At 68.6% G+C, this 24,164-nt stretch carries 31 protein-coding genes and 1 tRNA gene; 16 read left to right on the top strand and 16 right to left on the bottom strand.

Going from position 1 to position 24,164, the window contains the following annotated elements; all coding sequences use genetic code 11:
- Nucleotides 1-187 precede the first annotated feature (187 nt).
- Entirely contained in the window at nucleotides 188-1,423 is a 1,236-nt protein-coding gene (locus ABTZ89_RS14235) for an NAD(P)/FAD-dependent oxidoreductase (RefSeq protein ID WP_270948419.1), read from the top strand.
- An 18-nt stretch (nucleotides 1,424-1,441) separates the two neighbouring features.
- Here ABTZ89_RS14235 and ABTZ89_RS14230 read toward each other — a convergent pair whose 3' ends face one another.
- Nucleotides 1,442-2,011: a TetR/AcrR family transcriptional regulator gene (locus ABTZ89_RS14230; RefSeq protein WP_351044309.1), complete on the bottom strand. Its 570-nt coding sequence runs from the start codon at nucleotides 2,009-2,011 to the stop codon at nucleotides 1,442-1,444.
- A 91-nt stretch (nucleotides 2,012-2,102) separates the two neighbouring features.
- On the opposite strand from ABTZ89_RS14230, the gene ABTZ89_RS14225 reads away from it, so the two are divergent.
- Together ABTZ89_RS14225 and ABTZ89_RS14220 are read left to right on the top strand one after the other, a co-directional pair.
- On the top strand, nucleotides 2,103-2,678 hold the full coding sequence (locus tag ABTZ89_RS14225) for a dihydrofolate reductase family protein (protein WP_351044306.1): 576 nt from the start codon (nucleotides 2,103-2,105) through the stop codon (nucleotides 2,676-2,678).
- 17 nt (nucleotides 2,679-2,695) lie between these two features.
- Nucleotides 2,696-3,280: a dihydrofolate reductase family protein gene (locus tag ABTZ89_RS14220; protein ID WP_351044303.1), complete on the top strand. Its 585-nt coding sequence runs from the start codon at nucleotides 2,696-2,698 to the stop codon at nucleotides 3,278-3,280.
- A gap of 49 nt (nucleotides 3,281-3,329) precedes the next feature.
- On the opposite strand, the gene ABTZ89_RS14215 is transcribed toward ABTZ89_RS14220, so the two are convergent.
- The 3 genes from ABTZ89_RS14215 to ABTZ89_RS14205 form a co-directional block, all read right to left on the bottom strand.
- The gene (locus ABTZ89_RS14215; RefSeq protein ID WP_351044300.1) at nucleotides 3,330-4,124 is read right to left on the bottom strand and encodes an exodeoxyribonuclease III; all 795 of its coding nucleotides are present in this window, start codon (nucleotides 4,122-4,124) and stop codon (nucleotides 3,330-3,332) included.
- A gap of 171 nt (nucleotides 4,125-4,295) precedes the next feature.
- Nucleotides 4,296-5,624: a sensor histidine kinase gene (locus tag ABTZ89_RS14210; RefSeq protein ID WP_351044297.1), complete on the bottom strand. Its 1,329-nt coding sequence runs from the start codon at nucleotides 5,622-5,624 to the stop codon at nucleotides 4,296-4,298.
- The gene (locus tag ABTZ89_RS14205) at nucleotides 5,621-6,298 is read right to left on the bottom strand and encodes a response regulator transcription factor (RefSeq protein WP_270948425.1); all 678 of its coding nucleotides are present in this window, start codon (nucleotides 6,296-6,298) and stop codon (nucleotides 5,621-5,623) included. The genes ABTZ89_RS14210 and ABTZ89_RS14205 overlap by 4 nt, the downstream gene beginning before the upstream one ends.
- A gap of 124 nt (nucleotides 6,299-6,422) precedes the next feature.
- On the opposite strand from ABTZ89_RS14205, the gene ABTZ89_RS14200 reads away from it, so the two are divergent.
- The 4 genes from ABTZ89_RS14200 (at nucleotide 6,423) to ABTZ89_RS14185 (ending at nucleotide 8,970) form a co-directional block, all read left to right on the top strand.
- The gene (locus ABTZ89_RS14200; protein ID WP_351044293.1) at nucleotides 6,423-6,941 is read left to right on the top strand and encodes a hypothetical protein; all 519 of its coding nucleotides are present in this window, start codon (nucleotides 6,423-6,425) and stop codon (nucleotides 6,939-6,941) included.
- A gap of 178 nt (nucleotides 6,942-7,119) precedes the next feature.
- Entirely contained in the window at nucleotides 7,120-7,986 is an 867-nt protein-coding gene (locus ABTZ89_RS14195) for a Sco1979 family transcriptional regulator (protein WP_270948427.1), read from the top strand.
- A gap of 334 nt (nucleotides 7,987-8,320) precedes the next feature.
- Complete coding sequence (locus ABTZ89_RS14190; RefSeq protein ID WP_270948428.1) at nucleotides 8,321-8,554, top strand: DUF397 domain-containing protein; 234 nt, start codon at nucleotides 8,321-8,323, stop codon at nucleotides 8,552-8,554.
- Between the two features lie 59 nt (nucleotides 8,555-8,613).
- Entirely contained in the window at nucleotides 8,614-8,970 is a 357-nt protein-coding gene (locus ABTZ89_RS14185) for a hypothetical protein (protein ID WP_270948429.1), read from the top strand.
- 226 nt (nucleotides 8,971-9,196) lie between these two features.
- Here the strand turns inward: ABTZ89_RS14185 and ABTZ89_RS14180 are convergent, their stop codons facing one another.
- From ABTZ89_RS14180 to ABTZ89_RS14170, 3 genes are all read right to left on the bottom strand, one after another.
- The gene (locus tag ABTZ89_RS14180) at nucleotides 9,197-9,874 is read right to left on the bottom strand and encodes an HAD family acid phosphatase (protein WP_351044288.1); all 678 of its coding nucleotides are present in this window, start codon (nucleotides 9,872-9,874) and stop codon (nucleotides 9,197-9,199) included.
- Nucleotides 9,875-10,084: 210 nt separating this feature from the next.
- Nucleotides 10,085-11,062, bottom strand: coding sequence for a nucleoside hydrolase (locus ABTZ89_RS14175; protein WP_351044286.1), 978 nt, complete (start codon nucleotides 11,060-11,062; stop codon nucleotides 10,085-10,087).
- A 28-nt stretch (nucleotides 11,063-11,090) separates the two neighbouring features.
- Complete coding sequence (locus tag ABTZ89_RS14170) at nucleotides 11,091-11,828, bottom strand: GntR family transcriptional regulator (protein WP_351044283.1); 738 nt, start codon at nucleotides 11,826-11,828, stop codon at nucleotides 11,091-11,093.
- A gap of 282 nt (nucleotides 11,829-12,110) precedes the next feature.
- Between ABTZ89_RS14170 and ABTZ89_RS14165 the strand changes: the two genes are divergently transcribed.
- From ABTZ89_RS14165 to ABTZ89_RS14150, 4 genes are all read left to right on the top strand, one after another.
- Nucleotides 12,111-13,226: a WD40/YVTN/BNR-like repeat-containing protein gene (locus ABTZ89_RS14165; RefSeq protein WP_351044280.1), complete on the top strand. Its 1,116-nt coding sequence runs from the start codon at nucleotides 12,111-12,113 to the stop codon at nucleotides 13,224-13,226.
- Nucleotides 13,223-13,522 carry a MoaD/ThiS family protein gene (locus ABTZ89_RS14160; protein WP_351044277.1) on the top strand — a complete coding sequence of 100 codons (300 nt, stop codon included), beginning with the start codon at nucleotides 13,223-13,225 and terminating at the stop codon, nucleotides 13,520-13,522. Before ABTZ89_RS14165 ends, ABTZ89_RS14160 begins: the two co-directional genes overlap by 4 nt.
- Nucleotides 13,523-13,706: 184 nt before the next feature.
- Nucleotides 13,707-14,012: a hypothetical protein gene (locus ABTZ89_RS14155; RefSeq protein WP_270948435.1), complete on the top strand. Its 306-nt coding sequence runs from the start codon at nucleotides 13,707-13,709 to the stop codon at nucleotides 14,010-14,012.
- 37 nt (nucleotides 14,013-14,049) lie between these two features.
- Entirely contained in the window at nucleotides 14,050-14,331 is a 282-nt protein-coding gene (locus ABTZ89_RS14150) for a hypothetical protein (protein ID WP_351044274.1), read from the top strand.
- Nucleotides 14,332-14,430: 99 nt separating this feature from the next.
- On the opposite strand, the gene ABTZ89_RS14145 is transcribed toward ABTZ89_RS14150, so the two are convergent.
- A complete protein-coding gene (locus tag ABTZ89_RS14145) occupies nucleotides 14,431-14,736 on the bottom strand; it encodes a hypothetical protein (RefSeq protein ID WP_351044313.1) in 306 nt (101 codons plus the stop codon).
- 295 nt (nucleotides 14,737-15,031) lie between these two features.
- Nucleotides 15,032-15,313, bottom strand: a complete 282-nt coding sequence (locus ABTZ89_RS14140) for a hypothetical protein (protein ID WP_270948438.1) — start codon at nucleotides 15,311-15,313, stop codon at nucleotides 15,032-15,034.
- Between the two features lie 455 nt (nucleotides 15,314-15,768).
- On the opposite strand from ABTZ89_RS14140, the gene ABTZ89_RS14135 reads away from it, so the two are divergent.
- Nucleotides 15,769-16,161, top strand: coding sequence for a hypothetical protein (locus ABTZ89_RS14135; RefSeq protein ID WP_270948439.1), 393 nt, complete (start codon nucleotides 15,769-15,771; stop codon nucleotides 16,159-16,161).
- Between the two features lie 316 nt (nucleotides 16,162-16,477).
- Here ABTZ89_RS14135 and ABTZ89_RS14130 read toward each other — a convergent pair whose 3' ends face one another.
- Nucleotides 16,478-16,882, bottom strand: a complete 405-nt coding sequence (locus tag ABTZ89_RS14130; protein ID WP_351044271.1) for an SSI family serine proteinase inhibitor — start codon at nucleotides 16,880-16,882, stop codon at nucleotides 16,478-16,480.
- A 685-nt stretch (nucleotides 16,883-17,567) separates the two neighbouring features.
- Between ABTZ89_RS14130 and ABTZ89_RS14125 the strand changes: the two genes are divergently transcribed.
- Nucleotides 17,568-17,849: a hypothetical protein gene (locus tag ABTZ89_RS14125; RefSeq protein ID WP_270948441.1), complete on the top strand. Its 282-nt coding sequence runs from the start codon at nucleotides 17,568-17,570 to the stop codon at nucleotides 17,847-17,849.
- Between the two features lie 101 nt (nucleotides 17,850-17,950).
- Here ABTZ89_RS14125 and ABTZ89_RS14120 read toward each other — a convergent pair whose 3' ends face one another.
- The 5 genes from ABTZ89_RS14120 to ABTZ89_RS14100 form a co-directional block, all read right to left on the bottom strand.
- Nucleotides 17,951-18,253: a hypothetical protein gene (locus tag ABTZ89_RS14120; protein WP_270948442.1), complete on the bottom strand. Its 303-nt coding sequence runs from the start codon at nucleotides 18,251-18,253 to the stop codon at nucleotides 17,951-17,953.
- Between the two features lie 260 nt (nucleotides 18,254-18,513).
- Complete coding sequence (locus ABTZ89_RS14115) at nucleotides 18,514-18,987, bottom strand: ricin-type beta-trefoil lectin domain protein (RefSeq protein ID WP_351044267.1); 474 nt, start codon at nucleotides 18,985-18,987, stop codon at nucleotides 18,514-18,516.
- Nucleotides 18,988-19,575: 588 nt separating this feature from the next.
- Nucleotides 19,576-19,650, bottom strand: a tRNA-Val gene (locus tag ABTZ89_RS14110).
- Between the two features lie 73 nt (nucleotides 19,651-19,723).
- On the bottom strand, nucleotides 19,724-20,113 hold the full coding sequence (locus ABTZ89_RS14105; protein ID WP_351044264.1) for an SH3 domain-containing protein: 390 nt from the start codon (nucleotides 20,111-20,113) through the stop codon (nucleotides 19,724-19,726).
- Nucleotides 20,114-20,233: 120 nt separating this feature from the next.
- Nucleotides 20,234-21,454 carry an NADP-dependent isocitrate dehydrogenase gene (locus ABTZ89_RS14100; RefSeq protein ID WP_270948445.1) on the bottom strand — a complete coding sequence of 407 codons (1,221 nt, stop codon included), beginning with the start codon at nucleotides 21,452-21,454 and terminating at the stop codon, nucleotides 20,234-20,236.
- Between the two features lie 205 nt (nucleotides 21,455-21,659).
- Between ABTZ89_RS14100 and ABTZ89_RS14095 the strand changes: the two genes are divergently transcribed.
- From ABTZ89_RS14095 to ABTZ89_RS14085, 3 genes are all read left to right on the top strand, one after another.
- Nucleotides 21,660-22,487, top strand: a complete 828-nt coding sequence (locus ABTZ89_RS14095; RefSeq protein ID WP_270948446.1) for a metal-dependent hydrolase — start codon at nucleotides 21,660-21,662, stop codon at nucleotides 22,485-22,487.
- 146 nt (nucleotides 22,488-22,633) lie between these two features.
- Nucleotides 22,634-23,053 (top strand): DUF8711 family protein, encoded by a 420-nt coding sequence (locus ABTZ89_RS14090; protein WP_270948447.1) that lies wholly within the window; start codon nucleotides 22,634-22,636, stop codon nucleotides 23,051-23,053.
- 57 nt (nucleotides 23,054-23,110) lie between these two features.
- Nucleotides 23,111-23,311, top strand: a complete 201-nt coding sequence (locus ABTZ89_RS14085; RefSeq protein ID WP_270948448.1) for a DUF1918 domain-containing protein — start codon at nucleotides 23,111-23,113, stop codon at nucleotides 23,309-23,311.
- Nucleotides 23,312-23,373: 62 nt separating this feature from the next.
- Here ABTZ89_RS14085 and ABTZ89_RS14080 read toward each other — a convergent pair whose 3' ends face one another.
- The gene (locus ABTZ89_RS14080; RefSeq protein WP_351044258.1) at nucleotides 23,374-24,054 is read right to left on the bottom strand and encodes a TetR/AcrR family transcriptional regulator; all 681 of its coding nucleotides are present in this window, start codon (nucleotides 24,052-24,054) and stop codon (nucleotides 23,374-23,376) included.
- Between the last annotated feature and the right edge of the window lie 110 nt (nucleotides 24,055-24,164).

The following is a 24,164-nucleotide window of genomic DNA, read 5'->3' as shown; positions in this document are numbered from 1 at the left end:
CGCACCCCCCCCCGGGCTTAAAATTTTTAAATTTCAAACTGCGTAAATGCCCCCCCCCAAGTGGTTCGGCGGGTTGGCCCCCCCCCCCCGGTTCGGCCGGAGGGGCCCTTCGCCGCTCTGGGTTGCCGGACCGAACCCGGGGACCGACGCTCGGTGCCAGTGGAAACCGGTGGGAGCGAGGTCGGCCGTGGGCGATTCGGAGAGGTTCGTGATCGTGGGCGCCGGGATGGCCGGGGCCAAGGGCGCTGAGGCGCTGCGGGAGCTGGGGTTCGACGGGCGGATCTCGCTGTTCGGCGACGAACCGCACCGCCCCTACGAGCGACCGCCGCTGTCCAAGGACTACCTGCTGGGCAACGCCGGGTTCGACGCCGCCTACGTGCACGACGAGAACTGGTACGCCGACAACCGGGTGGACCTGCAGCTCGGGATGACGGTGCAGCGCATCGACCGGTCGCTGCGCCAGGTCGAGCTCACCGACGGCACCCGCATCGAGTTCGACAAGCTCCTGCTCGCCACCGGCGCGCACCCCCGGTCCCTGCCGGTGCCCGGCGTCGACGCCGAAGGCGTGCTGTACCTGCGCCGGGTCGAGGACTCCGACCGCATCAAGCAGACCTTGGCCGAGATCGATCGGCTCGTCGTGATCGGCGCGGGCTGGATCGGCCTGGAGGTCACCGCCGCGGCCCGCGCCGCCGACGTGGCCGTGACCGTCGTCGAGACCACCGAGCTGCCGCTGCTGCGGGTGCTCGGCTCCGAGGTCGCCCAGGTGTTCGCGGACCTGCACCGCGCGCACGACGTCGACTTCCGCTTCGGCTCCGCGGTCGACGAGATCCTCGTGACCGACGGCCGCGCGACCGGTGTCCGCCTGACCGACGGCACCGACCTCCCCGCCGAAGCGGTGCTGGTCGCCGTTGGTGCGGCCCCGGACGTCGCGCTGGCCCAGCAAGCCGGCCTGCGAGTGGACAACGGCGTCCTGGTGGACGCCTCGCTGCGCACCCCGGACCCGAACATCGTGGCGGCCGGCGACGTGGCCAACGCCTTCAACCCGTTGCTGGGCAAGCAGATCCGCGTGGAGCACTGGGCGAACGCGCTGAACCAGCCGGCGACCGCAGCGGCCTCGATGCTGGGCCGGGACGCGGAGTACTCGGAACTCCCCTACTTCTTCACAGATCAGTACGACCTGGGAATGGAGTACCTCGGCTACGCCGAACCGGGCGACTACGACCAGGTGGTCTTCCGGGGCGACGTGCCGAACCGGGAGTTCATCGCCTTCTGGCTCGACGGTGGCCGGGTCCTGGCGGCGATGAACGTCAACATCTGGGACGTCCAGGACCAGCTGAAAACCCTGATCACCTCGGGAACGACGGTCGACGCGAAAGCGCTGGCCAACCCCAGCACCCCGCTGAACGACCTGATCGCCCGCTGACGTCGTCCAGCGCTCGGGTCAGGTGGCGAGGGAGCGGTTCACTAAGGTGGCGATGAGGTCGTTCTCGTCGAAGTCCGCCAGGACTTCGGGGACCGTCAGGTGTTCCAGGATCAGGCCCGTCATCGCGTAGTAGAGCAGGACCGTGGTCATGTCGTCGCCGGGGATGCCGGACGCGCGGTGGCCTTCGACGTTCATGTTCAGGTTGTCGCGGAGGGTTTTCGTCAGCGCCGCTTGGAGTTCCGGGCGGCGGGTGGCTTCCAGGCGGAGTTCCAGCAGCGCGAGCCAACCGGTGCGGTCGCGGGAGATGTGGTGGTAGAGCGCGCGCATCAGCTCGGTGAGCAGTTCCGGTGACGGCGGCAGCTGGGCTGATTCGACGCCCGCCGGGTCGAGCGTCAGCCGGTGGTGGATGTGCGCGCCGACCTGGTTGAGCAGGTCATCGCGGTTGGCGAAGTAGTTCGACGCGGTGCCCTTGGGCACGCCCGCCTCGGCGTCCACCGCGCGGAAGGTCAGGCCCCGCGCGCCGTCGCGCGCCAGCACCTCGATCGCCGCGTCGACCAGCGCGATCCGCCGCTCCTGGTTCTGCACCATCGCTCCTCCAGAAATTGCCGGTTGACAACCACTACGGCCATAGTACTACATTTGAAGCACTACATCCGCAGTGGTTTCTCGGAAGGAACAGATGCGAAAGCTCACCTACTTGATCGCCTCGACCATCGACGGCTTCATCACCGGCCCGGACAACACCGCTCCGGACTTCTTCCTGCACGAGGGCGACCACGCCCAACCGACCCGCGACGAGTTCCCGGAGATCATGCCGACGCAGCTCCGCCCGCTGCTCGGCCTCGAAGACGCGCCGAACAAGCACTTCGACACGGTCCTGCAGGGGCGCAGCACCTGGGAGGTCGGCGTGCGCGACGGCATGACGAACGCCTACCAGCACCTGCGCAACATCGTGTTCTCCCGCACGACCACCGAAAGTCCCGATCCCACGGTGGAATTCGTCGCCACCGACCCGCTCGAGCACGTGCGAAAGCTCAAGCAGGAGAACGGGATGGGCATCTGGCTCTGCGGTGGCGGAAAGCTCGCGGCAACGCTGCGTCCGGAGATCGACGAGCTGTTCATCAAGCTGCACCCGGTCGTCGCCGGAGCCGGAATCCCGCTGTTCGACGGGGAATTCGGCCCCGAGCAGTTCGACCTGACCGACACCCAGGTCTTCGACAGCGGCGTCGTCCACCTGACCTACGCCAAGCGCTGAACCCCGGAGGAAGCACCTTGCGAAAGCTCACCTACTGCGCCGCCATGACGATCGACGGCTTCATCGCCGCCCCGGACCGCTCGGACCCGAGCACCACCGGGCTCATGGCGCCGACACCCGAGTACATCCCGGCACTGCTAGCCGAATTCCCGGAAATCATCCCGACCCACCTGCGCGAACCGCTCGGCATCGCCGACGTCGAAGCGAAGCACTTCGACACGGTCGTCGAAGGCCGCAACTCCTACGAGATCGGCCTGCAAGCGGGAGTGACCAACGCGTACGCGCACCTGGCGCACTACGTGTTCTCGCGAACGATGGCCGAAAGCCCGGACCCCGGAGTGCAACTCGTCGCGACGGACCCGCTCGAGAAGGTCCGCGAGCTGAAAGCCGAACCGGGCAAGAAGATCTGGCTGGTCGGCGGCGCGAAGCTGGCGGCAACCCTGCGCCCGGAGGTCGACGAGCTGATCATCAAGCTCAACCCGGTCGTCGCCGGAGCCGGAATCCCCTTGTTCGACGGCGAATTCAGCCCGGACCACTTCGACCTGACCAGCGCCGACCCCAAACCAGGAGGAGTCGTCCACCTGACCTACCAGAAGCGATGACGGCCCCACCGCCCGAGCCGCAGCAGATCAGCGGCTCGGGCGCACGAACTCAGACGTCGAAGGTCACTGTGACCGGGGCGTGGTCGGACCAGCGCTGGTCGTAGGTCTCGGCTCGTTCGACCACCGCCGACGTCGCCTTCTCCACCAGGCCAGGGGTGGCCACGTGGAGGTCGATGCGCCAGCCCGAGTCGTTGTCGAAGGCCTTGCCCCGGTAGGACCACCAGGAGTACGGGCCGGGGCCTTCCGGGTGGAGGTGGCGGACCACGTCGGCGTAGCCACCCTCGTAGAGGCTGGTCAGCCAGGCCCTCTCCTCCGGGAGGAAGCCCGCCGCCTTGCGGTTGGCCTTCCAGTTCTTCAGGTCGACCTCCTGGTGGGCGATGTTCCAGTCACCGCACACCAGCACCTCGCGCCCCTCGGCAGCGGCGCGCTCGCGGAGGCCGTCCAGGTACGCGCGGAACTCCTTCATGAAGCGTTCCTTCTCGTCCTGGCGCTCGGTGCCCACCTCGCCGCTGGGCAGGTAGAGGCTGCCGATCACCAGCCCCGGCAGGTCGATCTCCGCGTACCGGCCGCTCTCGTCGAACTCCGCGGAGCCGAAACCGATGCGCACCGCTTCGGGCTCGGTGCGGCTGTAGATCGCGACGCCGGCGCGGCCCTTCGCCGCGGCCGGGGCGAGCAGGGTGTGCCACCCCTCGGGTTCGCGGACGGCGGCGGTGAGCTGGTCGGGCTCCGCGCGCGTCTCCTGCATGCAGATGACGTCGGCTTCGGTGGCGGCCAGCCACTCCACGAAGCCCTTCTTGGAAGCGGCGCGCAGGCCGTTGACGTTGACGGTCGACACAGTCAGCACGTCTGCGAGCGTAACCACCACCCCTGACGATCACCCCACGTGGTCGCACCGACTCCGGCCACCCCAAGGAGCGCGCGTTTCCGCTGGTCAGGGGCCGTGAGTACTTTGGGTTCTATAGCGACACAAAGTGCTCACGGGTCTTGACCAGGGACGACTCGACCTCAGCCGGGCTCACCGATGCGGGCGGGTGCGGCGGCGGTCGCGGCGGCGGGTCTGCCGAGGTGCCGCCGGGCGCTGCCAGAGCCACATGCAGACCCGGGCTCCGCCGAGGCTCGAGCGATCGACGACGAGGCGGCCTCCGGTCGACTCCGCGACCCGGCGCGCGATGTCGAGGCCCAGCCCGGTCGAACCGGCACTGCTGCGACCGCGCTGCACGGCCTCGGACAGCTCCGCCACGCCCGGCCCCGCGTCCTCCACGATCACGCCGACCACACCATCGTTGCGCTGCAACGACACCACGAACTGGGTGGCCTCCGGGGTGTGCCGGAAGACGTTGCCCACCACGGCGTCCACCGCCGCCGCCAGCTCCGCGCTCGGCACCGGAACCAGGACGGACCCGTCCGCACCGCGCAAGCCCCACGGCCGTTGCTGGTCCTCGGCCAGCGCCGACCAGAACTCGAGCCGTTCCCGCAGCAGCGCCGCGACGTCGCAGTCCGCGTCCTCCCCCGGACCTGCGCGGCGGGCGCTGGTGATGACCAGGTCCACCTCGCGCTCCAGCCGGTCGATGGCGATCCGGGTCTGCTCGGCGGCTTGATCGTGGCCCAGCGCTTCGGCGTTCAAGCGAAGCGCGGTCAGCGGGGTGCGCAGCCGGTGCGACAGGTCCGCCGCCATCTCCCGCTCCGCGGCGAGCAGCTGGCGCACGCGGTCGGCCATGGTGTTGAAGGCCCGCCCGGCCGCCACCAGCTCCGGCGGACCGCTCGGATCCACCCGGACGCCGAGATCCCCCGCGCCCAACGCCGAGGAAGCATCGGCCAGCCGGATCGTCGCGCGCACCATCCGCGCCGCCAACCGGTCCGCGACCAGCAGAGAACCGAGCACCAGCAACAACCCGACCGCGCCGAGGATCAGCCAGGACCGCAGCACCCCGCGGGTCTGATCGGCCTCCGGGACGAAGACCTCCGCGATCGCCGTGCGCCCGCCGTCGAGTGCGATCGGCTGCACGAACGCCGCCCCGCCCGGCACTTCGAGGGTCGAGGTCCGCGCATCGGCCAACGCCAGGCGAACCTCCCCGGCCCGGCTGGTCCCGATCACGCCGCCGTCCGGCAAGTGCACTGCGAGACGCCCCGCCTGACCTGCTCCGGTGCTGGCCACCGCCTTGCCGATCAGCCCGTGGTCGTCGGTGGTCGCCAGCACCGGCGCCAGCGCGACGGCCTGCCGCTCGGCGTTGGAGATCGCCTGGTCACGGGCCATCTCGCGGACCACCAGGCCGAGCGGGATGAGGAACGCCAGCGCGACCATCGAGGTCACCGCCAGCGCCACCAGGACGACCGTGCGCCTCATTCCGGTTCCACGAGCTTGACCCCGACGCCGCGCACCGTGTGCAGGTACCGGGGTTCGGCCGCGCTCTCCCCCAGCTTCCGGCGCAGCCAGGACAGGTGGACGTCGATCGTCTGGTCGTCGCCGTAGGACTGCCGCCACACCTGGGACAGCAGCTCGCGGCGCGGCACCACCCGCCCCGGCCGCGAGGCGAGGTAGGTCAGCAGGTCGAACTCCCGGCGGGTCAGCTCCAGCTCGACGTCGTCGAGCACGACCACCCGGCTCTCCGGGTCGATGCGCAGCCCGCCGACGGTGATCAGCTGCGCCGGCTGCGCACCGCGAGCGCGGCGCAGCACGGCTTCGATGCGGGCGTTGAGGTGTTCGCTGGAGAACGGCTTGACCAGGTAGTCGTCGGCGCCGGCGCGCAGCAGGCGGACGATCTCGGTCTCGTCGTCGCGGGCCGTCGCGACGATGGTGGGCACGTCGGAGACGCCGCGGATCATCTTGAGGGTCTCGCCGCCGTCGAGGTCGGGCAGCCCGAGGTCGAGGATGATGACGTCCGGCGGGTGTTCGGACACTTCGCGCAGCGAGTCGAGGGCCGTGCCGACGCTGCGTACCACCCAGTCGCGCGCGGTCAGGTCCCGGATCAGCGCAGCGCGCACCACCGGATCGTCCTCGACAACCAGCACCACAGCCATGGCGGGCACCATAACGGGACGATGAGAGTCATTCGTGTTTCGGTGGACCTCCCCACCCCGCCGGCAGCGGTGCGGGTTCGGCTGGTTGCGCGGAGTCGGCGCGAGCGTGGATGATTGCGCTCCCGTGCGCATCCATCGAGCATTCACCTACGCAGGCGTGTGGCTGGCGGCGACCGCTGCTGCCGTCACGGTGACCTGGCTCGGCGTGCGCGACGTCATCCACGGCGCGGTGTTCGACCGACCGGATCCGCCACCGGTGGCCCGCGCTGTCACCGCGACATCGACGGAGCCGCCGCCTCCTCCCGAGCCACCGCCACCCCCGCCGCCCAGCGAGCCGCCGCCGACCACCACCGCAGAACCCACCACAGTGGACACTCCGACGCCCGAAGCCACCACGGCGAGCGAGGAACCGGACGGCGCCGAGGACGTGCGCACCTACGACGTCGCCGGCGGCACGGTGGTGCTCGAAGTGCTCCCCGAACGCGCAACGCTGATCTCGGCCACCCCGCGCGCGGGGTACACGGTGCAGACCTGGGAACAGCCCGGCTGGCTGCGCGTCGAGTTCACCACCGACGGCGCAGCGTCCTCGCTGATCGCCACCTGGCACGACGGCCCGACGTCGGTCCAGACGTTCGAGAACTGAACCGCTACTGCGAACGCAGGGTATTTGCTCGATTTCTCCAGGTTACGGGCCGGTAGGTGCGTCCGATCCGGGCAAGCCGCTCGACCTGGGCACGGATTCCACTACTATCCCCTCGCGTAACGTTCCACAGCTGGATCACGACTAGCTGTCGTAGTGTTCCCCCCTCAGGAGGTCTCGCGTGGCCCCGGACAGCGCCACGAGCAGCGGTCCCACTGCGCGCCGCCTCGTGCTCGGCAGTCAGCTGCGCCGGTTGCGCGAAGCGAGCGGGATCTCCCGCGAGGACGCCGGGTACGCCATCCGCGGCTCCGGTTCGAAGATCAGTCGGCTCGAGCTCGGCCGGGTCGGCTTCAAGGAACGCGACGTCGCCGACCTGCTGACCCTGTACGGCGTCAGCGACGGCGTCGAACGCGAGTCCTTTTTGGACCTGGTCCGCCGCTCCAACGAACCGGGCTGGTGGCACCGCTACAACGACCTGATGCCGTCCTGGTTCCAGGACTACGTCGGCCTCGAGGAGTCGGCCTCCCGGATCCAGACCTACGAGATCCAGTTCGTGCCGGGCCTGCTGCAGACCGAGCGCTACGCCCGCGCGGTGGCCACCCAGGGGCGTCCGGAGTTCACCGAGGACGAGCTGGACCGCCGGGTGCGGCTGCGGATGCAGCGGCAGAAGCTGTTCAGCCAGCCGAAGGGGCCGCGGGTGTGGGCGGTGATCGACGAGTCGGTGCTGCACCGGCCGATCGGCGGCCGCGAGGTGCTACGCGAGCAGATCGAGTTCCTGCTCGAGGCGACCAGCCTGTCGTCGGTAACGCTGCAGATCCTGCCGTTCGAGCTCGGCCGGTCGGGCGCGGAGGGCGCGTTCACCATCCTGCGCTTCGCCGAGCCGGAACTGCCGGACATCGTCTACCTCGAGCACCTCTGCGGCGCGCTCTACCTGGACAAACCGGACGACGTCGAGGTCTACAGCAAGGCCAGCCACCGGCTCGCGGTCGACGCCCAGACGCCGGAGCAGACCCGCAAGACCCTCAAGGCCGCCCTGCAGCAGGCCTGAGCGGGACCGCCCGCCCGGACGGGCGCTGACCACTTTTTGCCGTTTTCAGCACTGAGCGGCGTCCGCCCGCGCACCGCACCGCCTTCGCGCCGAACCCACGGCGATCATCAAAACGCGCTGCTCACAGCGGTTCTGCGCGCCCGAATCGCGACTTCCGAGCGGAGCCCAACGACGCCGCGTTCGCCCGGTTACGGCCCCGATGTCGATCATGATCAACATCACACCCGCGTGCACGTGCATTTAATCGTGCATCTGCACCTGCTAACTTGAGTGCACGATCAACTGCACGTGCAGATGGTCGTGCAGCGTTAGTTCGGGGGAAAGTGGGGTTCGGATGCCGAACATCCAGAACGGCATGCCTGCCAAGCAGGTTCCCAACGCGACGTGGCGCAAGAGCCGTCACAGCGGCGCGGTGGGCAACTGCGTGGAGCTTGCACCGGTCGACGGCGGAGTGGCGGTTCGGAACTCCCGCTTCCCCGAAGGGCCTGCACTGGTCTACAGCCGGGACGAGCTCGCCGCCTTCCTCCACGGAGCCAAGGACGGCGAGTTCGACGACCTGATCGCCTGAAGGGCGAAGACCTCGCGCCGAGCGGGGTCGCAGCCCTCACGACGGATATCGGTGGCGCCATGTACGACATTACGAACGGCCTGAGAGCACTGGTCGCGCGCGACTTCCAGTTCGCGCATCCGCGTGATGCCGACGGTGGGCTGGTCGCCGTGGTCGGCATCCGGGTGCACCGCGGCGTCTTCGACATCCTGCAGCTGTTCGGCGAGACCGACGCCGACGCGGCCCGAGTGCCCGGGGACGAGGCGGACGTGCTGTTCCCGAGCAAGGTCCTGTGGCGCACCACCGGCCCGGCCCACGACGTGATCAACGAGCTGCTGGCGCTCAGCGACCCGGCCCCGGACATGGGATCACCCGCCGCGGGCTGCTGGATGCCGACCCACGCCGGCCGTTCGGCCTGGCTGGCCGCCTCCGCCTGAGCCCAGCACCCCCAGGACCCCGCCCCGACCCCGGCGCCGAGCCCCTCCGCGGACTCGAAGCACCGGGAACCCCGAAGAGATCGAGTTCCCGCGCCACCCCCGACATGGCGCGGGAACTCGGTCGGGGCGGAAGATCCGGAAACCGCTGGCCAGAGCCGCTCTTCGAACAGCGTCGACTATCGCCAGCGGGTTCCAGGGATTATTAATAGCGATTCGGCCGCGCAGTTCAGTCCACTTTGTACATCGGGTTGGGGAGCTTGACCCCGAGTTCGGCGTGGCCGCCGTCGAGGTCGGAGTTCTGGTCGCCGACGTTCAGCACGATCCGGTAGCCCTGGCGCTCGATGTCGGCCCGCGCTCCGCTCTTGTACGGCACCACCGACGGGTCGTGGTCGTCGGCCGGCCGCAGGTAGAGGGCTCCGAACTCCGAGTAGCCCTCCTCGCGGAGGTCCTGCTCGGTGGCCGTGCGCATCTCCGGGGCTTCCCGGCGGCCGGTGACGAAGAAGACCGCGACGCCGTTGGAGTTGGCGAACCGCACCAGGTCGCGCGTCGCGGCGATCGCGGTGGGCTGGCGGGACAGCACGTACTCGTCGAACGCGGCCTTGTCGTAGCCGAAGTCGTGGTCGGCCTCGTAGCCGTAGGTGGACAGGCTCGTCTCGTCGATGTCGAGCACGATCGCGGGCTTGTCCACGCCCTGCTTCAGCCGCTGGGCTAGGTAGTGCTGGCCGCGCTCGTTCTCGCGGGCGATGTCGGCGTCCCAGCGGCCGGACTCGTGGTAGTCCACAATGGACTTCTTGAGGTCGGCCAGGTTCGGGAGCGGGTCGGCCGGTCCGGCGCCCTGCGCCGTGGCGCAACCGGAGACGAGCGCGCCCAGCAGGGCGATTGCGGCGAACGATCTGATGCGCACGTGCGGAACCTCCTAGCGGGAAACCACGTCAGCAGCCTCGGAGAACCCGGTGTCGATTCCGTGCGAACTTGACAGTCCTCCGCTGCGAGCCGGAGTTTCGCACGCTCGGCACGCCTGCGCCGGGGCCTTGCCGAACTCGGCGGTTTCGCGCCGCGCCAGTTGTGCCCAAAACTGCTCTCCTGGCCGGTTTTGGGCACAACTGTCACCCGATCACGCGGCGCCGCGGGTCTCCTCCGCACCGCAGAGGCGCTCGACCAGGCGCTCGCCGAAGGTGCGGTCGGTCTTCAGGACCACGCGCACGGTCGCGCTGGCGTCCGCCGGGAAACCGCGGTACTGGCCGCGGAGGTCGGCGACCGTCATGCCCCGGGCCGGTCCGTCGCCGGTTTCGACGTCGACCGGGACGACCGGGGCCAGCAGCGGCTCGACGTCGCCCACCGCGATCGCCGCGGCCAGCGGGTCGTGGCAGGCGGCCTTGCGCTCGCCGAAGGCGTTCTTCGCGTAGAAGTCCAGGTACAGGTCCAGGATCGCGGCGGTGAAGGTCGTGACCGGGGAGCCGAAGTCGGCCAGCCGCTGCCGCTGCTCCTCGGTGATCGCCTCGGTCATGGTGGCGTCGAGCGGGACCAGCGTCACCGGCCAGCCGGCCCGCAGCACGATCCGCGCCGCTTCGGGGTCGTTGCTGATGTTCGCCTCGGCGGCCGGGGTGACGTTGCCCGGGTGCATCATCGCGCCGCCCATGATCGTGACGTGCTTGACCAGGCGGGGCAGTTCCGGTTCCAGCTCCAGCGCGGCGGCCAGGTTCGTCAGCGGACCGACCGCGAGCAGGTGCACGGCGCCGGGGTTCTCCCGCGCCGTGCGCACGATCAGCTCGGCCGCCGGTTCGCCGATCGGCGCGACCGCCGGGACCGGCAGGTGCGTGTTGCCCAGGCCGTCCTCGCCGTGCACGTCCGGGGCGAGGTGCCGGTTGCCGCGCAGGTTGTGGGGCGCTCCGATGGCCACCGGGATGTCCGGGCGGCCGGCCAGCTCCAGCACCCGCAGCGTGTTCAGCGCCGCCGTTTCCGGATCGGTGTTGCCGAAAACCGTTGTCACCGCCCCGATCCGCACGCTCGGATCGGCCAGCAGGTACAGCAGTGCCAGCGCGTCGTCGATGCCGGTGTCGCAGTCGACGATCAGGATTTCCTCGGACGCCATCGGTTGCGCGCCTTTCTGCTCTCGGTGCTCATCGGGATTGGCGCACCGGGATGCCGGGTGCGCCGCTGGGCAGCGCGTACTTCGCCGCGATCAGCGGAGTTCGCTCGACCGACACGACCTGGGTGATCAGCACGACCGGGGTGTCCGGTGACCGCCCGAAGACCTCGCCGCGGCGCCGACCGAGCACGGTCGCGGTCACCGAGCTGGCCCCGCTGAGCGGCAAGCCCGGATCGAGGGCGGAGGCCGCGTGCAGCATCGTGCGAGCTCCGCCTGCCGCCAGCGCCTCGGGAAGTGCCTGGTCGACGGCGGCCAGCGCCTCGTCGGGCACGCACCACTCCTCCACCAGGCAGCTCGGCACGCCGTCGACGGCGACCAGGCTCTCCCAGAAGCGGACTTCGCAGCGCGCCGGGACCAGCAGGTGCTGCATGACCAGGTCGGTCGGTTCCTCCACCGCTCTGACCAGCGACCGGACCTCGACGTCGTCGGCGCCGAGCAGTTGCTCGATCGGTTGCAGCCGTTCGAAGCCGCGCCGGGCCGGGCGGTCGTTGACGGTGCGCCCCACGCCGCGCCGGACGGTGATCACGCCGTCCTCCTGCAGCAGGATCAGCGCTTCGCGCAGCGCGGGCCGGCTCACCCCGAGGTCGGTGGCGAGCTCGGGTTCGGAGGGCAGCGTCGAGCCCGGCAGGTAGGTACCCCGCCGGATCGCCTCGACGATCCGCTCGTAGAGGTCCACGACCGGTCGTCGCTGCGGGCGCCTGGCCACCATGCCGAACTCCCTCGCTGTTGTCAGACAAGCTAGGAGGACTGGAGCCGCCCGTCAAACCTTCTATGTGCCAAATCACCACGAACGCCGTCGACTTGTCAGACAGGGCGTGCGCAATCGGACGAATCTTCGGCCTCGACCGATGAGATTCCGGTCCGGAGCTGGTCCAACTGGACGGACTGGCCTCGCGAGGTGCGCGCGAACGGAGTATGCAGTACCTCCGAGTGGTCGTCCCAAGCCCGGAAGCAGGCCGACGAGCTCGGCCGATGAGAACAGGAGCTAGCGATGAGCCGCGTCCGAGTACTCGTCGGCACCCGCAAGGGTGCGTTCATCCTGACCGCAGACGGCAAGCGGCAGGACTGGGAGATCAGCGGGCCGCACTTCGGCGGCTGGGAGACCTACCACCTCAAGGGCTCCCCCGCCGACCCCGACCGGCTCTACGCCGCGCCGTCGCTGGGCTGGTTCGGCCAGCAGGTCCAGCGCTCCGACGACGGCGGCCGGACCTGGCAGCCGGTCGACAACCACTTCTCCTACGAGGGCACGACCGGCACCCACCAGTGGTACGACGGCAGCCAGCAGCCGTGGAAGTTCACCCGCATCTGGCACCTCGAACCGTCCCCCACCGACCCGGACACCGCCTACGCCGGGGCCGAGGACGCCGCCCTGTTCCGCACCACCGACGGCGGGCAGAGCTGGCACGAGCTGCCCGGCCTGCGCCAGCACGGATCGGCGTCCGGCTGGCAGCCCGGCGCCGGCGGCATGTGCCTGCACACGATCATCCAGGCCCCGGACGACGAGAACCGCTTCTACACCGCCATCTCCGCGGCGGGCGCCTTCCGCACCGACGACGGCGGCCAGACCTGGAAACCGATCAACCGCGGCCTGCACTCGCAGGGCATCCCGGCACCGGAGGCCGAGGTCGGCCACTGCGTGCACCGCCTGGCGCTGCACCGGAACCGGCCGAACGTGCTGTTCATGCAGAAGCACTGGGACGTGATGCGCAGCGACGACGCGGGCGAGTCCTGGTACGAGATCAGCGGCGATCTGCCCACCGACTTCGGCTTCCCGATCGACGTGCACGCGCACGAACCGGACACCGTCTACGTGGTGCCGATCAAGAGCGACGAGCAGCACTACCCGCCGGAGGGCAAGCTGCGCGTGTATCGCAGCCGGACCGGCGGCGGCGAGTGGGAGCCGCTGACCACCGGACTGCCCCAAAGTCATTGCTACGTCAACGTTCTGCGCGATGCGATGGCGGTCGACTCGCTCGACGAGTGCGGCGTCTACTTCGGCACCACCGGCGGCCAGGTCTACGCGTCGGCCGACGCCGGGGACAGCTGGAAGCCGATCGTCCGCGACCTGCCCGCGGTGCTCTCGGTGGAGGTGCAGACGTTGCCATGATCCGCGTCCGATTGCCCAACCACCTGCGAACGCTGGCCAGGATCGAGGACCGCGAGGTAGTCCTGGAAGTCGACGGCGAACCGACGCAGCGCACGGTGCTCGACGCGCTGGAAGCGCGGTTCCCGGTGCTGCGCGGCACCGTCCGCGATCACGAGACCAAGCAGCGCCGGGCGTTCATCCGGTTCTTCGCCTGCGAGCAGGACCTCTCGCACGAATCGCCGGACGCCCCGCTCCCGCCCCAGGTCACCGCCGGAGCGGAGCCCTACCTGATCGTCGGGGCGATGGCCGGCGGCTGATCCGGCTACGCATAGCGCGCACAGTTAACCGAAAGTGTGGTCGGCCAGCACGTCCCGGCGTGTTGGCCGTGCGCTCGACGGCCCCGGTGGAAGGTTTGCCGCGTCTCAGCGGCCGGGCCGCGAAAGCTCTGGCCCGCAGCCGTTTCGAGACCGAATGGCAGGCAGTCAGATCGGAGTTTCCGAAGTGCGTAACACGATTCGTTTCCTCCTGGCCGGAGCAGCTGCGACCGGGGTGCTCGCGATGGGTGCCGGCCCGGCGCTCGCCGCGAAGGACAAGAAGTCCGACGACGACTCGGTCGTCACCTCCGCGTCCCAGGGCGGCAACGGCGGCCAGGGCGGCAACGGCGGTTTCGGCGCGAACGTCTGCCCGGCGATCGGCATCCTGGCCAAGGGCCAGGCCGAGTGCGGCGCGGGCAACGGCGGCGCGGCCAACGGCGGCGACGCGGAGTCGTACGCCGAGGACGACGGCCAGGACACCGAAGAGGAGTGAGCCGGTCAGCGGCACGAGATCCAGGAACGGAGCAAGAGTGATCACTTCTTTCCGCCTGCTCGGCAGCGCCGCCGTGCTCGGTCTCGGCGTGCTCGCCCCGAGCATTCTCACCATCCCCGCAGCAGTCGCCGACACCTCCGCCGACGCCACCCGCGGCACCGCGGGCGAGTCCGGAGAGGAAGGCAGCGGGACCAGCCTGTGCCGGCCGATCTCGCTCACCGGCGGCTCGCTGGTCGCGCAGTGCTCGGCCGGGCCGAACGGTGCGAGCGCGGACGGTTCCGAGTCCGCCACCGCCGCGGGCGGCGACGACGAGGGCTGAATCCTCGAGCACCAGCGCGAAAATGGGTCGGCTCCCGCTGCGGGAGCCGACCCATTTCGTTGCGGCGGCCAGGAGGGAGCAAATCTCCTGGCGCAGCGCTCACTTGTGGCGCTTGTACACCTTGTCGTGACTGTCGTCCTCGGCGTACGAATCCGCGTCTCCACCGTTCGCGCTGCCACCGTTGCCCGCGCCGCACTCCGCCGTAGCCGGAGCCAGCACACCGATCGCCGGGCAGATGTTGACGCCGAAACCACCGTTGCCGCCAGTTCCCCCGGCGCCACCCTCAGAAGCCGCGGTGACCGTGGAGTCGTCGTCGGACGACTCCTTGTCCTTCGCCGCGAACGCCGGGGACGCTCCCATGGCGAGCACGCCGGCCACGGAGAGGCCGGCGAACAAGGCACGCACAGTACTGCGCACTGCAGACTCCAATCAGGATTGGGAACCACTGCTGTCCGGCGCCCCGCACCGAAATCCGCGGAAGACGCCGTGATCAACGCGGGAACCCTCCCACCGAAACCTGCTGCGCTCCCCCAACGACATGCCGTCCGCGCTCCCGATCACCCGTAGGTGCGAACCAAATCCATTGCCGTCGCAACGAAAACCCGGAGAACTTCAGGAAAAATGAAATGTGCCGACCCGCGGAACGGATCGGCACACTTCATCAACTGCGCATCACGGCGATGGTCGCCTCAAGGTCGCGTCAGTCGTTACCTGCGACGGAGGAGGCGTCGCCGCCGACACCGTTGCCGCCGTTACCGGCCGAAGCGTTCCCGCCGTCACCGCTCGACAGGACGCTCAGACCGCTGAGCACGTTCACACCCAGACCACCGTTACCACCGGTGCCGTTACCACCGGCTGCTTCGGACGTCGCGTTGTCGCCGTTGTCCTTTCCGTGCCCACCACTGGCGAACGCAGGCGAGCCGATGGCCAGCGCAGCGGCGCAAGCAGCGGTGACACCGATAAGACGAAGCGAAGTACGCATCCTTTGACTCCCATCCATGATCGGATCATCGCCAGGTCGGCAGTATTTCCCGGAATTTTCCGGTATTTGGGGGTGCGCCGACCGGCAGGACATACGTTGCCATCCATTCCTCGAGTTCCGCATTTCCAGCCACACCAAAGAGGACCTCCGTCCCCCCATGCGGCCAATCGATCACCCTGCGTCGTTCATGCGGCATATTCACGAGAGCGCGGATGGACTGATCAGATGATGAAAGCGGCCAGCCGCAATTAAGATCACGAAGTAAGATCCCGCTCCCGATCACGGGATGATCAAGAACCGGACACCGCCGAATCTCGTCCGGGCAAGGGACTTTCCCGCGGATCGACGCGCCCGCCGGTGAACACCGAGGTCGACGACGTTCGCCGTGCGCGACGAGCGGTCCGGCTCTAGCGTTCATCAGCGATCCCGCACAGAAGTCCTGCAGGAGGCAGATCATGGGAATTCGCCGCGAGGCAGCGGTTCTGCTGGCCGCGTTGGGAACGCTGGCCGCCGGCAGCTCGGTCGTCGCCGCGACGGCCTGGGCCGGGCCACCGCTGAACGTGGAGGTCGGCGAGGCGCAGTGCCTGCACGCCGACTCGCCGCTCATCCCCGCCCCGCTGAAGGGGGCCTACCCGATGGTCACGTTGAAGATGAGCAGCACGGCCAAGGAGAACGAGCGGACCGACTACTCGGTCGCGGTGAACGGCACCGAGCGCGCATTCGGCACGGTCGCCGGCGGCGGAACGGCCGTCAACAGCATCAGCGTGGACAACGGCAAGCCCTCCCGGGTCGTCGTCACCAGCGGGAAGTCCATCGTCCTCGACCGGATGGTGACCGGCCGCTGCTGATCGGACCGACGGCGAACGAGAATCGGGGAGCAGACCACCGGTCTGCTCCCCGATTCCCTTTGTGACCGGGCAATTCCTGTTTTCCCTCCGAGCTGATGCCCGCTCGGACTAGGAGGTGGTGGCTCCACCGAAACGAATCCGGTGAAGCCACCGAGAACGCGACGCAGGCAGCTCGCCGGGCCGAGTCACGCCCAGCACCCGAACCCGCCTTGGCTCCGAACCCGTGGAGTGCGCGAGGGGGGCCACGAGATCGGCGACTTTCACGCCACATTCCTTGCCTGCAACGGCAAGTCTTGAATCCGCTCCGACAGCGGGATCAGAAGTCGAAGAACGCTCCGGTGCGGGCCTTGAGCTCGCAGGGGTTGGGCGCCGAGAGCTTGATCTCCACCGGCGTTCCGCGCCAGTTCCCCTTCGCCTCGGCGTTGACGTCCCGGCGGTCCTTGGTGCAGTTGTTCCCCGCCCGGGCGTCCAGGCGCTGGAGGTTGCCGTTGACGAGCTGGAGCTGGTTGCACGCCGCGGCCGCCTGCGGGTGGTTCCCGCCGACCGGATCGCAGTTCAGCGTCACCGTCCTGGTCTGCTGGTTGGATTCGGTGACCGTCAACGTGAAGGCGCTCTGCTCCGCGCTGTTGTCCGTTGCTGCCGCAGCGGCTCCGGGGACCAGCACTGCCACCGCGCACGCAACACCCGCTGCGGCCCGGCCGAGCAACCGAATATCGGACATTTCGCGTCATCCTCCGTCCGAGCGGAAAAACAAACCCGTGTCTTCTTTACCGCACGGCAGACGATCTCTCCTGGCGAGCAAGGGATGATCACTGATCGGGCGGACCCGAACAGGTAATCGCAACGCACCGCTGAGCACGAAGCTGATCTGCGCGCTCGCGCGTAATCCCGCAGAACGTCGATCTCCACTATCCGGCGGCAACATCGACATCCGGCGCGACGGCCGGTGATCACGAGTAACCCGATGGCGGCATGCCCTCAGGAATCCGACAGGATTACCCGGCTCCAGCTCGAACGGAGTGCGGGAGCGCAAGTCGAATCCGCGCGGCATCCGGCTAACCCACAGTGATCTCACAGCCCACCTGCACGGTGATCGAGCGCCGATCGCCTGACCCGGCATCTCGGCGCCGCTGAGGATCAACTGCGGAACGCCAGCGGCTCGCCCCTGACGGCGGTAATCATCGACGTACGATGCCAGGGCAATTCGAGTTCTCGATCACCGCATGAGGTGAGGGCGAACAATTCCGGGTTGCACGCCGCTCTCCGGCAGCTAATGTTCCGGGTGTTCCCGCCGACCGCGGGATATCCCAGAAATCCCTACCAGGACCCGCGCTTTCACATGCTCGCGCATTGGCGCGCGGATTGATCCGGCACTACTCACCATTTGCAGGAAAGGTATTTCTGATATGCGTTCTGTCAAGCGCGTCATTGCCGCTACCGCTCTCGGCCTGCCGATCATGTTCGGCGCCCCGGCAATGGCGTTCGCCGGTGGTCACGAGAACAGCGACGACCAGAGCCAGGTCCAGGACCAGGACGCCTCCACCGAGCAGTCGAACTCCAACGTCTCGCCGATCTACCAGTTCCACGTGGGCAGCAAGGGTGAGCAGAACGCCGTGAACGCGGTCGACCAGGACAACAACGCCTCCACCGAGGAGAACGCCGGCGCGTCCCAGAGCGACGAGGACTGAAGTCGCACCACCGCTGATCAAGCCCAGCGGTGAAAGATGCTCGGCCCGGCGACGTCGTCGCCGGGCCGAGCATCTTCTCCGGAGCTAGTCGTGCGGGCTCGTCACTCCTCGTCCTGGAAGGCGCCCTCGTCCTGCTCCGTGTCGTTGGTGTTGCCCTGCTGGGTCCAGGTCATCGCGTTCTGCTCGCCCTTGCCGTTGTTGACCTGGGTGACCGGCGAGACGTTGATGTTGTTCTGGACCGTGTGGTTCTGCGCGTCCTGCGACTGGAGCTGCTTCACGATCTCCGAAGCCTTCGGCGGCTTCGACGGCCCCTTGCCGTTGGCGGCCAGCGCCGGGCTCGCGATCCCCAGCACCAGTGGCAGTCCCAGCGCCGCCACGGTGAGCGCGCGCTTAGCAGTACGCATCAAATGCTTCCCTTCATTGCACTTCCGAGTTCCCGGAGCGGAGCCGCGAGAACGCGCAACTCGAGGTCCGGGCTGCCCAACCGGCGAAACGGGCAGCCGGAACCTATCGGGAAACACCGCGCACGCCCGGGCAACGACACCAGCGATCACCCCAACCGGTGATCGCGGACGTGGCGAAGCCCGTTGGTCCGGCACGACCGCGCCGGACCAACGGGCTTCAGAGCCGTTCAGGGGCGGATTTCGGGAGCGCCCCGGGAAATTCAGAACCTGAAGTTGAACACCGCGTTGGGCGTGTCGGAGTTGCCGCCGGTGTCCAGCGGCCGCTGACCGAGCATCAGCTCCGGCCCGCGGTAGTACTGGTCGGCGACGACCGCGAGGCCGGGCCGGCTCTGCGGCGTGATGACGAAGCCACCGTGCGGGCTGCGCACCAGGTCCCACTTCTGGCCCTGCTTCCACACCGCGCACGGCGCGGTGAAGACCGGCCCGTTGGCCTGCATGGTGGACTCCGCGCACTCGTTAGTCGCCCGGTTGCGGAAGACGGTCGAGCCGTCCTGCTGCTGTTCGAGCGTCCACGAGCCCCACGGCCCGGTCGCCTCGGTGGTGGTCTCGATGTTCTGGCCCGCGCCCGGGGAAACCCAGTGCGTCCCGTTGCCGACGTTGGTGATTTCCGTGGAGTTTCCCCAGTCGGCTTGCGCCGAGGCGGGTAGAGCGGGTGCCATCGCGAGCGTAGCCATGGCACCAAGGGCACCCAGCGTCCAGCGAGCGCGCATCATAACTACTCCTCCATGCAAGGAAATTTCAGATGTGGACGTCCTTTTCGTCCGCCCAAATAGATCTCTACCAGCGTCGGCGGAAAATCTCGCACCGAGTCACTACAACGGGTGGCAGTGAAGTGCGAGCGGTGATCGAATTCCCCACGACGCTCGGATTATTCCAATCTGGACAGACCCGAAGCGAAGGTGGCTACCGCCCCGAACCCCTTGCAGGCAGCAGGAAACATGACGAAATGTTGAGGGCGCGGCTACCCTTTCCAGATGATCGTCCTCTTTGGACATTGGCAACCGAGGAAAGCTAGACGCTCCCGCGTGAACGTGAATTCCTTGCCATTCTTTTCACTCCCCGTTTCATTCAGGAGCCGCACCGGGAGAATCCCGCGCCATGTTCATCAATGTGCGTGATCGCTGAAGATGTCGGCTAACGGAACCGGGCTTGAATTCGATGAACAGTGCCACTGGCCGACCGCCGAAGATCGTCCACAGGGGACGCTGCGGTCCCAGCCCGGAAAGGCAGAAGCCCCGGCTGGGGTCAGCCGGGGCTTCGTCTGGTGCGCGATACTGGGATTGAACCAGTGACCTCTACCGTGTCAAGGTAGCGCTCTCCCACTGAGCTAATCGCGCGGAGCGGTGTTCGTCCGCGTGCCCCCAAAGCTTAGCGGAGGCCCGATCGCGGCTTCACACCACCCCGTGGTTGTCAGGGTGCGCAGGCACTACCCGGCGCGGGCAGCAGGTACTGCTGGGCGGCCCACCGCCCGTCACCGAGGTCGCGGAAGCCGTCCACGACGTTCGGCAGCGCGTTCACCTGATCGCCCTGCCGGAGGGTGTCGACCTGGTGCTCCGCCGGCCCGGGCCCGGAGCGGACGTTGAGCACGTCGGCGGCGACGTGGAACGAGCAGTGCTGGGGCGGGTCGGGAGCGCTACCGACCTCGTGGGTGCTCGTCAAGTAGAGCGCGCCGATCGCACCGGCGCCGATGAGCAGCAGTGAACGGGGCACGAAGAACACGGCGAACCTCCTGGTCGGGCGCGGCAACCCCAGCTTCAGCGCCGCAGCCCGGCAGCGGGAACCCGGAGCACCCGTCAGCACGCCCCGTTCAACACCTCGGGTGTCGCCCACAGGTGCTCGTGCGCGCCCCGTGACGCCCCCGGGAAAGCAGAACGCCGCCCCCTCGTGGGGAGCGGCGTCCTCAGACCTCGCGGAGGAAGATCAGCTGTTGGCCATCTTCTTCTGCAGGTTCTCGTCCAGCGTCGCGAGGAACTCCTCGGTGGTCTGGAACTGCTGGTCGCCGCCGACGAGCAGCGCCAGGTCCTTGGTCATCTTGCCGCTCTCGACGGTCTCGATGACGACCTGCTCCAGCTTCTCGGCGAAGCCGATGACCTCGGGGGTCGAGTCCAGCTTGCCGCGGTGCTGCAGGCCGCGGGTCCAGGCGAAGATCGACGCGATCGGGTTCGTCGAGGTCGGCTTGCCCTGCTGGTGCTGGCGGTAGTGGCGGGTGACCGTGCCGTGCGCGGCCTCGGCCTCGACCTTGCCGTCGGCGGTCATCAGCACGGAGGTCATCAGGCCCAGCGAGCCGAAGCCCTGCGCCACGGTGTCGGACTGGACGTCACCGTCGTAGTTCTTGCAGGCCCAGACGTAGCCGCCCTCCCACTTCAGGGCGCTGGCGACCATGTCGTCGATCAGGCGGTGCTCGTAGGTGATGCCCTTGGCGTCGAACTCGGCCTTGTACTCGGCGTCGAAGATCTCCTGGAACACGTCCTTGAACATGCCGTCGTAGGCCTTCAGGATCGTGTTCTTGGTCGACATGTAGACCGGGAAGCCGCGCTCGAGGCCGTAGCGGAACGACGCCCGCGCGAACTCCTCGATGGACTTGCGGTAGTTGTACATGCCCATCGCGACGCCGCCGTCCTCACCGAACTTGGCGACCTCGAACTCGATCGGCTCGCTGCCGTCCTCCGGCGTGTAGGTCATCGTGACGGTGCCCGGGCCGGGGACCTTGAAGTCGCTGGCCTTGTACTGGTCGCCGTGCGCGTGACGGCCGATGACGATCGGCTTGGTCCAGGTGGGGACGTAGCGCGGGATGTTGGAGATGACGATCGGCTCGCGGAAGATGACGCCGCCGAGGATGTTGCGGATCGTCCCGTTCGGGCTCCGCCACATCTTCTTGAGGCCGAACTCGTCGACGCGCGCCTCGTCCGGGGTGATGGTGGCGCACTTGACGCCGACGCCGTGCTTGGCGATGGCGTTCGCGGCGTCGACCGTGACCTGGTCGTCGGTGGCGTCCCGGTGCTCGATGCCCAGGTCGTAGTAGTCGAGGTTGATGTCCAGGTACGGGTGGACCAGCTTGTCCTTGATGAAGGACCAGATGATCCGGGTCATCTCATCGCCGTCGAGCTCGGCTACGGTGCCCTGAACCTTGATCTTACCCATGTGGCGGGGTGCTCCTCTCGCGAGAATGCAAGCGGTACGAGCGTACTGCTATCGCGTTCGATTGTGCCCTCTACCCTGCATCGACCACCAGCCGTTCCGGCGCGCGATGCGCCACTGTTCGGCGCGTCGACCTCGTGTCGTGATCTTCTTCTAGGCTCGACCCGACACAGGTGATCATTCGACCGGACGATCTTGGAGGGGGCTCGTGTCGACCGGACCTACCCACGCGATGAGCGGTTTGGCCTTGTGGGCGGGCGTCACCGCCCTGGCCGACACGCACGCGCTCGGGCAATTATCCCCGAAGACCTGGGTGGTGGGGGCCACGCTGTGCTCCGGCGCTGCGCTGCTGCCCGACATCGACCACCCGAAGTCGACGGTGGCCAACACCTTCGGCGCGGTGTCGCGCGGCATATCGGCCGTGTTCAGCGGCATCAGCGGGTTCCTCTACCGCCTCACCCACACCAAGCGCGACGGCAAGCGCGAGGGCACGCACCGCGCTTTCACGCACACCGTGGTGTTCGCGGTGCTAGCCGGGCTGATCACCACCGCCATCGCGCAGACCGGCAACGACACCGCGATCGGCATCCTGATGTTCTTCTTCGCGGCGCTCGCGGTCCGCGGCCTCATGCACGTCAAGTCCTCGCGGATGGACGCGCTGGTGATCGCGGGGGCCTCGCTCCTGCTCACCGTCGCCTGCTGGGCGTGGGCGGGCGACCAGCCGACCAACCCGGCGGCGTTCGGGGTCGCGGTGATGCTCGGCTGCGTCGCGCACTTCCTCGGTGATGCGATCACCGAGCAGGGCTGCCCGATGCTGTGGCCGGTGCCGCTGGCCGGCCAGACCTGGTACCCGATCGCCCCACCGAAGGCGATGCGGATGACCACCGGCGGCAAGGTCGAGATGGCCCTGGTCGGCCCCGCCCTGACCATCGCGGCCGTGGTGCTGAGCTCGGTGGTGCTCTACCGGATCGGTGCGGCGCCGTGGATCGCCCAGCTCGACCTGCCACCCGAGATCATGGCCTGGATCAACCCGTAGCCGGTCCATCCGGCACGGCAGTGCAAAAACTCCGAATCGATCTCGGATCACCTCGGAAACGACATTTCACCCATCTCGTCACCGAGGCCCGATAGGGTACAAGAGCGGCACCACCCCCCGGTGCCGCTCCTAGCCCCGGAGGGACGATGCGAGCTCGGAAGAAGTTCGTGGCAGCAGCGCTGTTAGTGCCGCTGCTGACCGGCTTGGCGGCGTGCGGCCAAGCCCAGGAAGCGACGCAAGGCCTGGACCGGGCCAGCGAGCAGCTCCAGGACGCGAAGCAGGGCTTCGACACCTGCTTCCACGCCCTCAACGCCGCGAGCTTCATGCCCAACTTCGCGGATCCGGAGAAGGCCAAGGCCGATGCCCAGGCCAAGGTCGACGAGCTCCGCCAGCTCGCCGACAAGACCGCCGACCAGACGCTGCGGCAGAACCTGCTCGACGTGCAGCAGTCCGTCCAGCAGGTCGCCGACGGCGAGATCAGCATGGACTCCAGCAACGACTGGACGACCGCCCAGCTGGAGAAGTACCAGCAGGTCGTGACGACCTGCTCCCGACAGGGCGGCTGAGCTCCGCTGCGAGGTGTGGCCCCGGTCACTTAGTCTGGGCCTGCGGAGGTGATGGGCATGAGAGCAGCCGTGGGTGACCAACTGCACGTGCACAGCAAGCACGTCGACGAGGCCGATCAGGTCGCCGAGATCCTGGAGGTTCGCGGCCAGGACGGGGCGCCACCGTACTTCGTGCGCTTCAAGGACGGGCACGAGAGCCTGGTGTACCCGGGCGGCGACTGCGAGATCGAGGCCCACGTGCCCCGCCAGGGGCGCTGACCCGCAGCTACCGCCGCGGCCGGCGCGGCCCTCCCACCCCGGGCCGGCCGCAGGCGGGGCCCTCACTCCCAGGACTGGTCGAGCACCGACGCCACCTCAGCCCGGAACAGCGGCTCGGGGTCGATGCCCATCGCGGTGAACTGGCCCTCGACCTCGAGGCTGACCAGCCCGTGCATCCGCGTCCACGCCTGCAACCCCCGCTGCACCACCGCGGGCGGCATGGCTTCCGCGCCGCGCATCGCCCGCCACTCGACCAGTTGCCGGTCCAGCTCGGTGCGCGCCGCGGGCAGGTCCGCCGGGGCGAGCTCGGCCAGCGCGTCCAGCAGCGGCTGGATGGCCCGGTCGGCGAGGGCGAGCGTGAGCTCCGGCGCGCTGAACCCGGGGACCGGGGTGCCGAACAGCAGCAGGTAGCGGTGCGGCTGCTGCACGCCCCACGCTCGGAACGCCGCGGCCAGCTCGCGGAACCTGCTCGCCGGGGCTTTCCGCCGGTGCTCGTGCGCCGCGTCGCGGATCGCGTCGCCGAGGTCGCGGTAGGCGTCCACCACCAGGTCGGTCAGCAGCGCGTCCCGGTTCTCGAAGTACCGGTACAGCGCGGGTCCGGTGATGCCCATCCGCTTGGCGATCGCGTTCACCGATATCCCGGCAGGCCCCGACTCGGCGAGCTGCTCGAGCGCGACCCGCTTGGCCTCGTTGCGGGTCTGCTCCCGGAACCGCTCGCGCGGGCTGCGCGGCGCTGCGTCCATCCCGGTTCTCCCCTTCCCTTGACAGCCCCACCGTAACAGCCTCATATTTGTGTTAGAGCTTGTAACTAACATTTGAACCTATAGCGGAGGTAGTCATGGCGATGCCCGAC

The sequence above is a fragment of the Saccharopolyspora sp. NPDC002686 genome (genome assembly GCF_040295745.1).
Classification (GTDB): Bacteria; Actinomycetota; Actinomycetes; order Mycobacteriales; family Pseudonocardiaceae; genus Saccharopolyspora; species Saccharopolyspora oryzae.
Note: the sequence above shows the minus strand (reverse complement) of the source record. Positions and strands in the feature narration are given on the sequence as shown.

Bases quoted from the DNA above. Each gene is read 5' to 3' on its own strand.
- ABTZ89_RS14230 (WP_351044309.1), bottom strand. From the start codon at position 2,011: ATGGTGCAGAACCAGGAGCGGCGGATCGCGCTGGTCGACGCGGCGATC.
- ABTZ89_RS14225 (WP_351044306.1), top strand. From the start codon at position 2,103: ATGCGAAAGCTCACCTACTTGATCGCCTCGACCATCGACGGCTTCATC.
- ABTZ89_RS14210 (WP_351044297.1), bottom strand. From the start codon at position 5,624: ATGAGGCGCACGGTCGTCCTGGTGGCGCTGGCGGTGACCTCGATGGTC.
- ABTZ89_RS14205 (WP_270948425.1), bottom strand. From the start codon at position 6,298: ATGGCTGTGGTGCTGGTTGTCGAGGACGATCCGGTGGTGCGCGCTGCG.
- ABTZ89_RS14190 (WP_270948428.1), top strand. From the start codon at position 8,321: ATGCCGAACATCCAGAACGGCATGCCTGCCAAGCAGGTTCCCAACGCG.
- ABTZ89_RS14185 (WP_270948429.1), top strand. From the start codon at position 8,614: ATGTACGACATTACGAACGGCCTGAGAGCACTGGTCGCGCGCGACTTC.
- ABTZ89_RS14175 (WP_351044286.1), bottom strand. From the start codon at position 11,062: ATGGCGTCCGAGGAAATCCTGATCGTCGACTGCGACACCGGCATCGAC.
- ABTZ89_RS14170 (WP_351044283.1), bottom strand. From the start codon at position 11,828: ATGGTGGCCAGGCGCCCGCAGCGACGACCGGTCGTGGACCTCTACGAG.
- ABTZ89_RS14165 (WP_351044280.1), top strand. From the start codon at position 12,111: ATGAGCCGCGTCCGAGTACTCGTCGGCACCCGCAAGGGTGCGTTCATC.
- ABTZ89_RS14160 (WP_351044277.1), top strand. From the start codon at position 13,223: ATGATCCGCGTCCGATTGCCCAACCACCTGCGAACGCTGGCCAGGATC.
- ABTZ89_RS14140 (WP_270948438.1), bottom strand. From the start codon at position 15,313: ATGCGTACTTCGCTTCGTCTTATCGGTGTCACCGCTGCTTGCGCCGCT.
- ABTZ89_RS14135 (WP_270948439.1), top strand. From the start codon at position 15,769: ATGGGAATTCGCCGCGAGGCAGCGGTTCTGCTGGCCGCGTTGGGAACG.
- ABTZ89_RS14130 (WP_351044271.1), bottom strand. From the start codon at position 16,882: ATGTCCGATATTCGGTTGCTCGGCCGGGCCGCAGCGGGTGTTGCGTGC.
- ABTZ89_RS14125 (WP_270948441.1), top strand. From the start codon at position 17,568: ATGCGTTCTGTCAAGCGCGTCATTGCCGCTACCGCTCTCGGCCTGCCG.
- ABTZ89_RS14120 (WP_270948442.1), bottom strand. From the start codon at position 18,253: ATGCGTACTGCTAAGCGCGCGCTCACCGTGGCGGCGCTGGGACTGCCA.
- ABTZ89_RS14115 (WP_351044267.1), bottom strand. From the start codon at position 18,987: ATGGCTACGCTCGCGATGGCACCCGCTCTACCCGCCTCGGCGCAAGCC.
- ABTZ89_RS14100 (WP_270948445.1), bottom strand. From the start codon at position 21,454: ATGGGTAAGATCAAGGTTCAGGGCACCGTAGCCGAGCTCGACGGCGAT.
- ABTZ89_RS14090 (WP_270948447.1), top strand. From the start codon at position 22,634: ATGCGAGCTCGGAAGAAGTTCGTGGCAGCAGCGCTGTTAGTGCCGCTG.
- ABTZ89_RS14085 (WP_270948448.1), top strand. From the start codon at position 23,111: ATGAGAGCAGCCGTGGGTGACCAACTGCACGTGCACAGCAAGCACGTC.
- ABTZ89_RS14080 (WP_351044258.1), bottom strand. From the start codon at position 24,054: ATGGACGCAGCGCCGCGCAGCCCGCGCGAGCGGTTCCGGGAGCAGACC.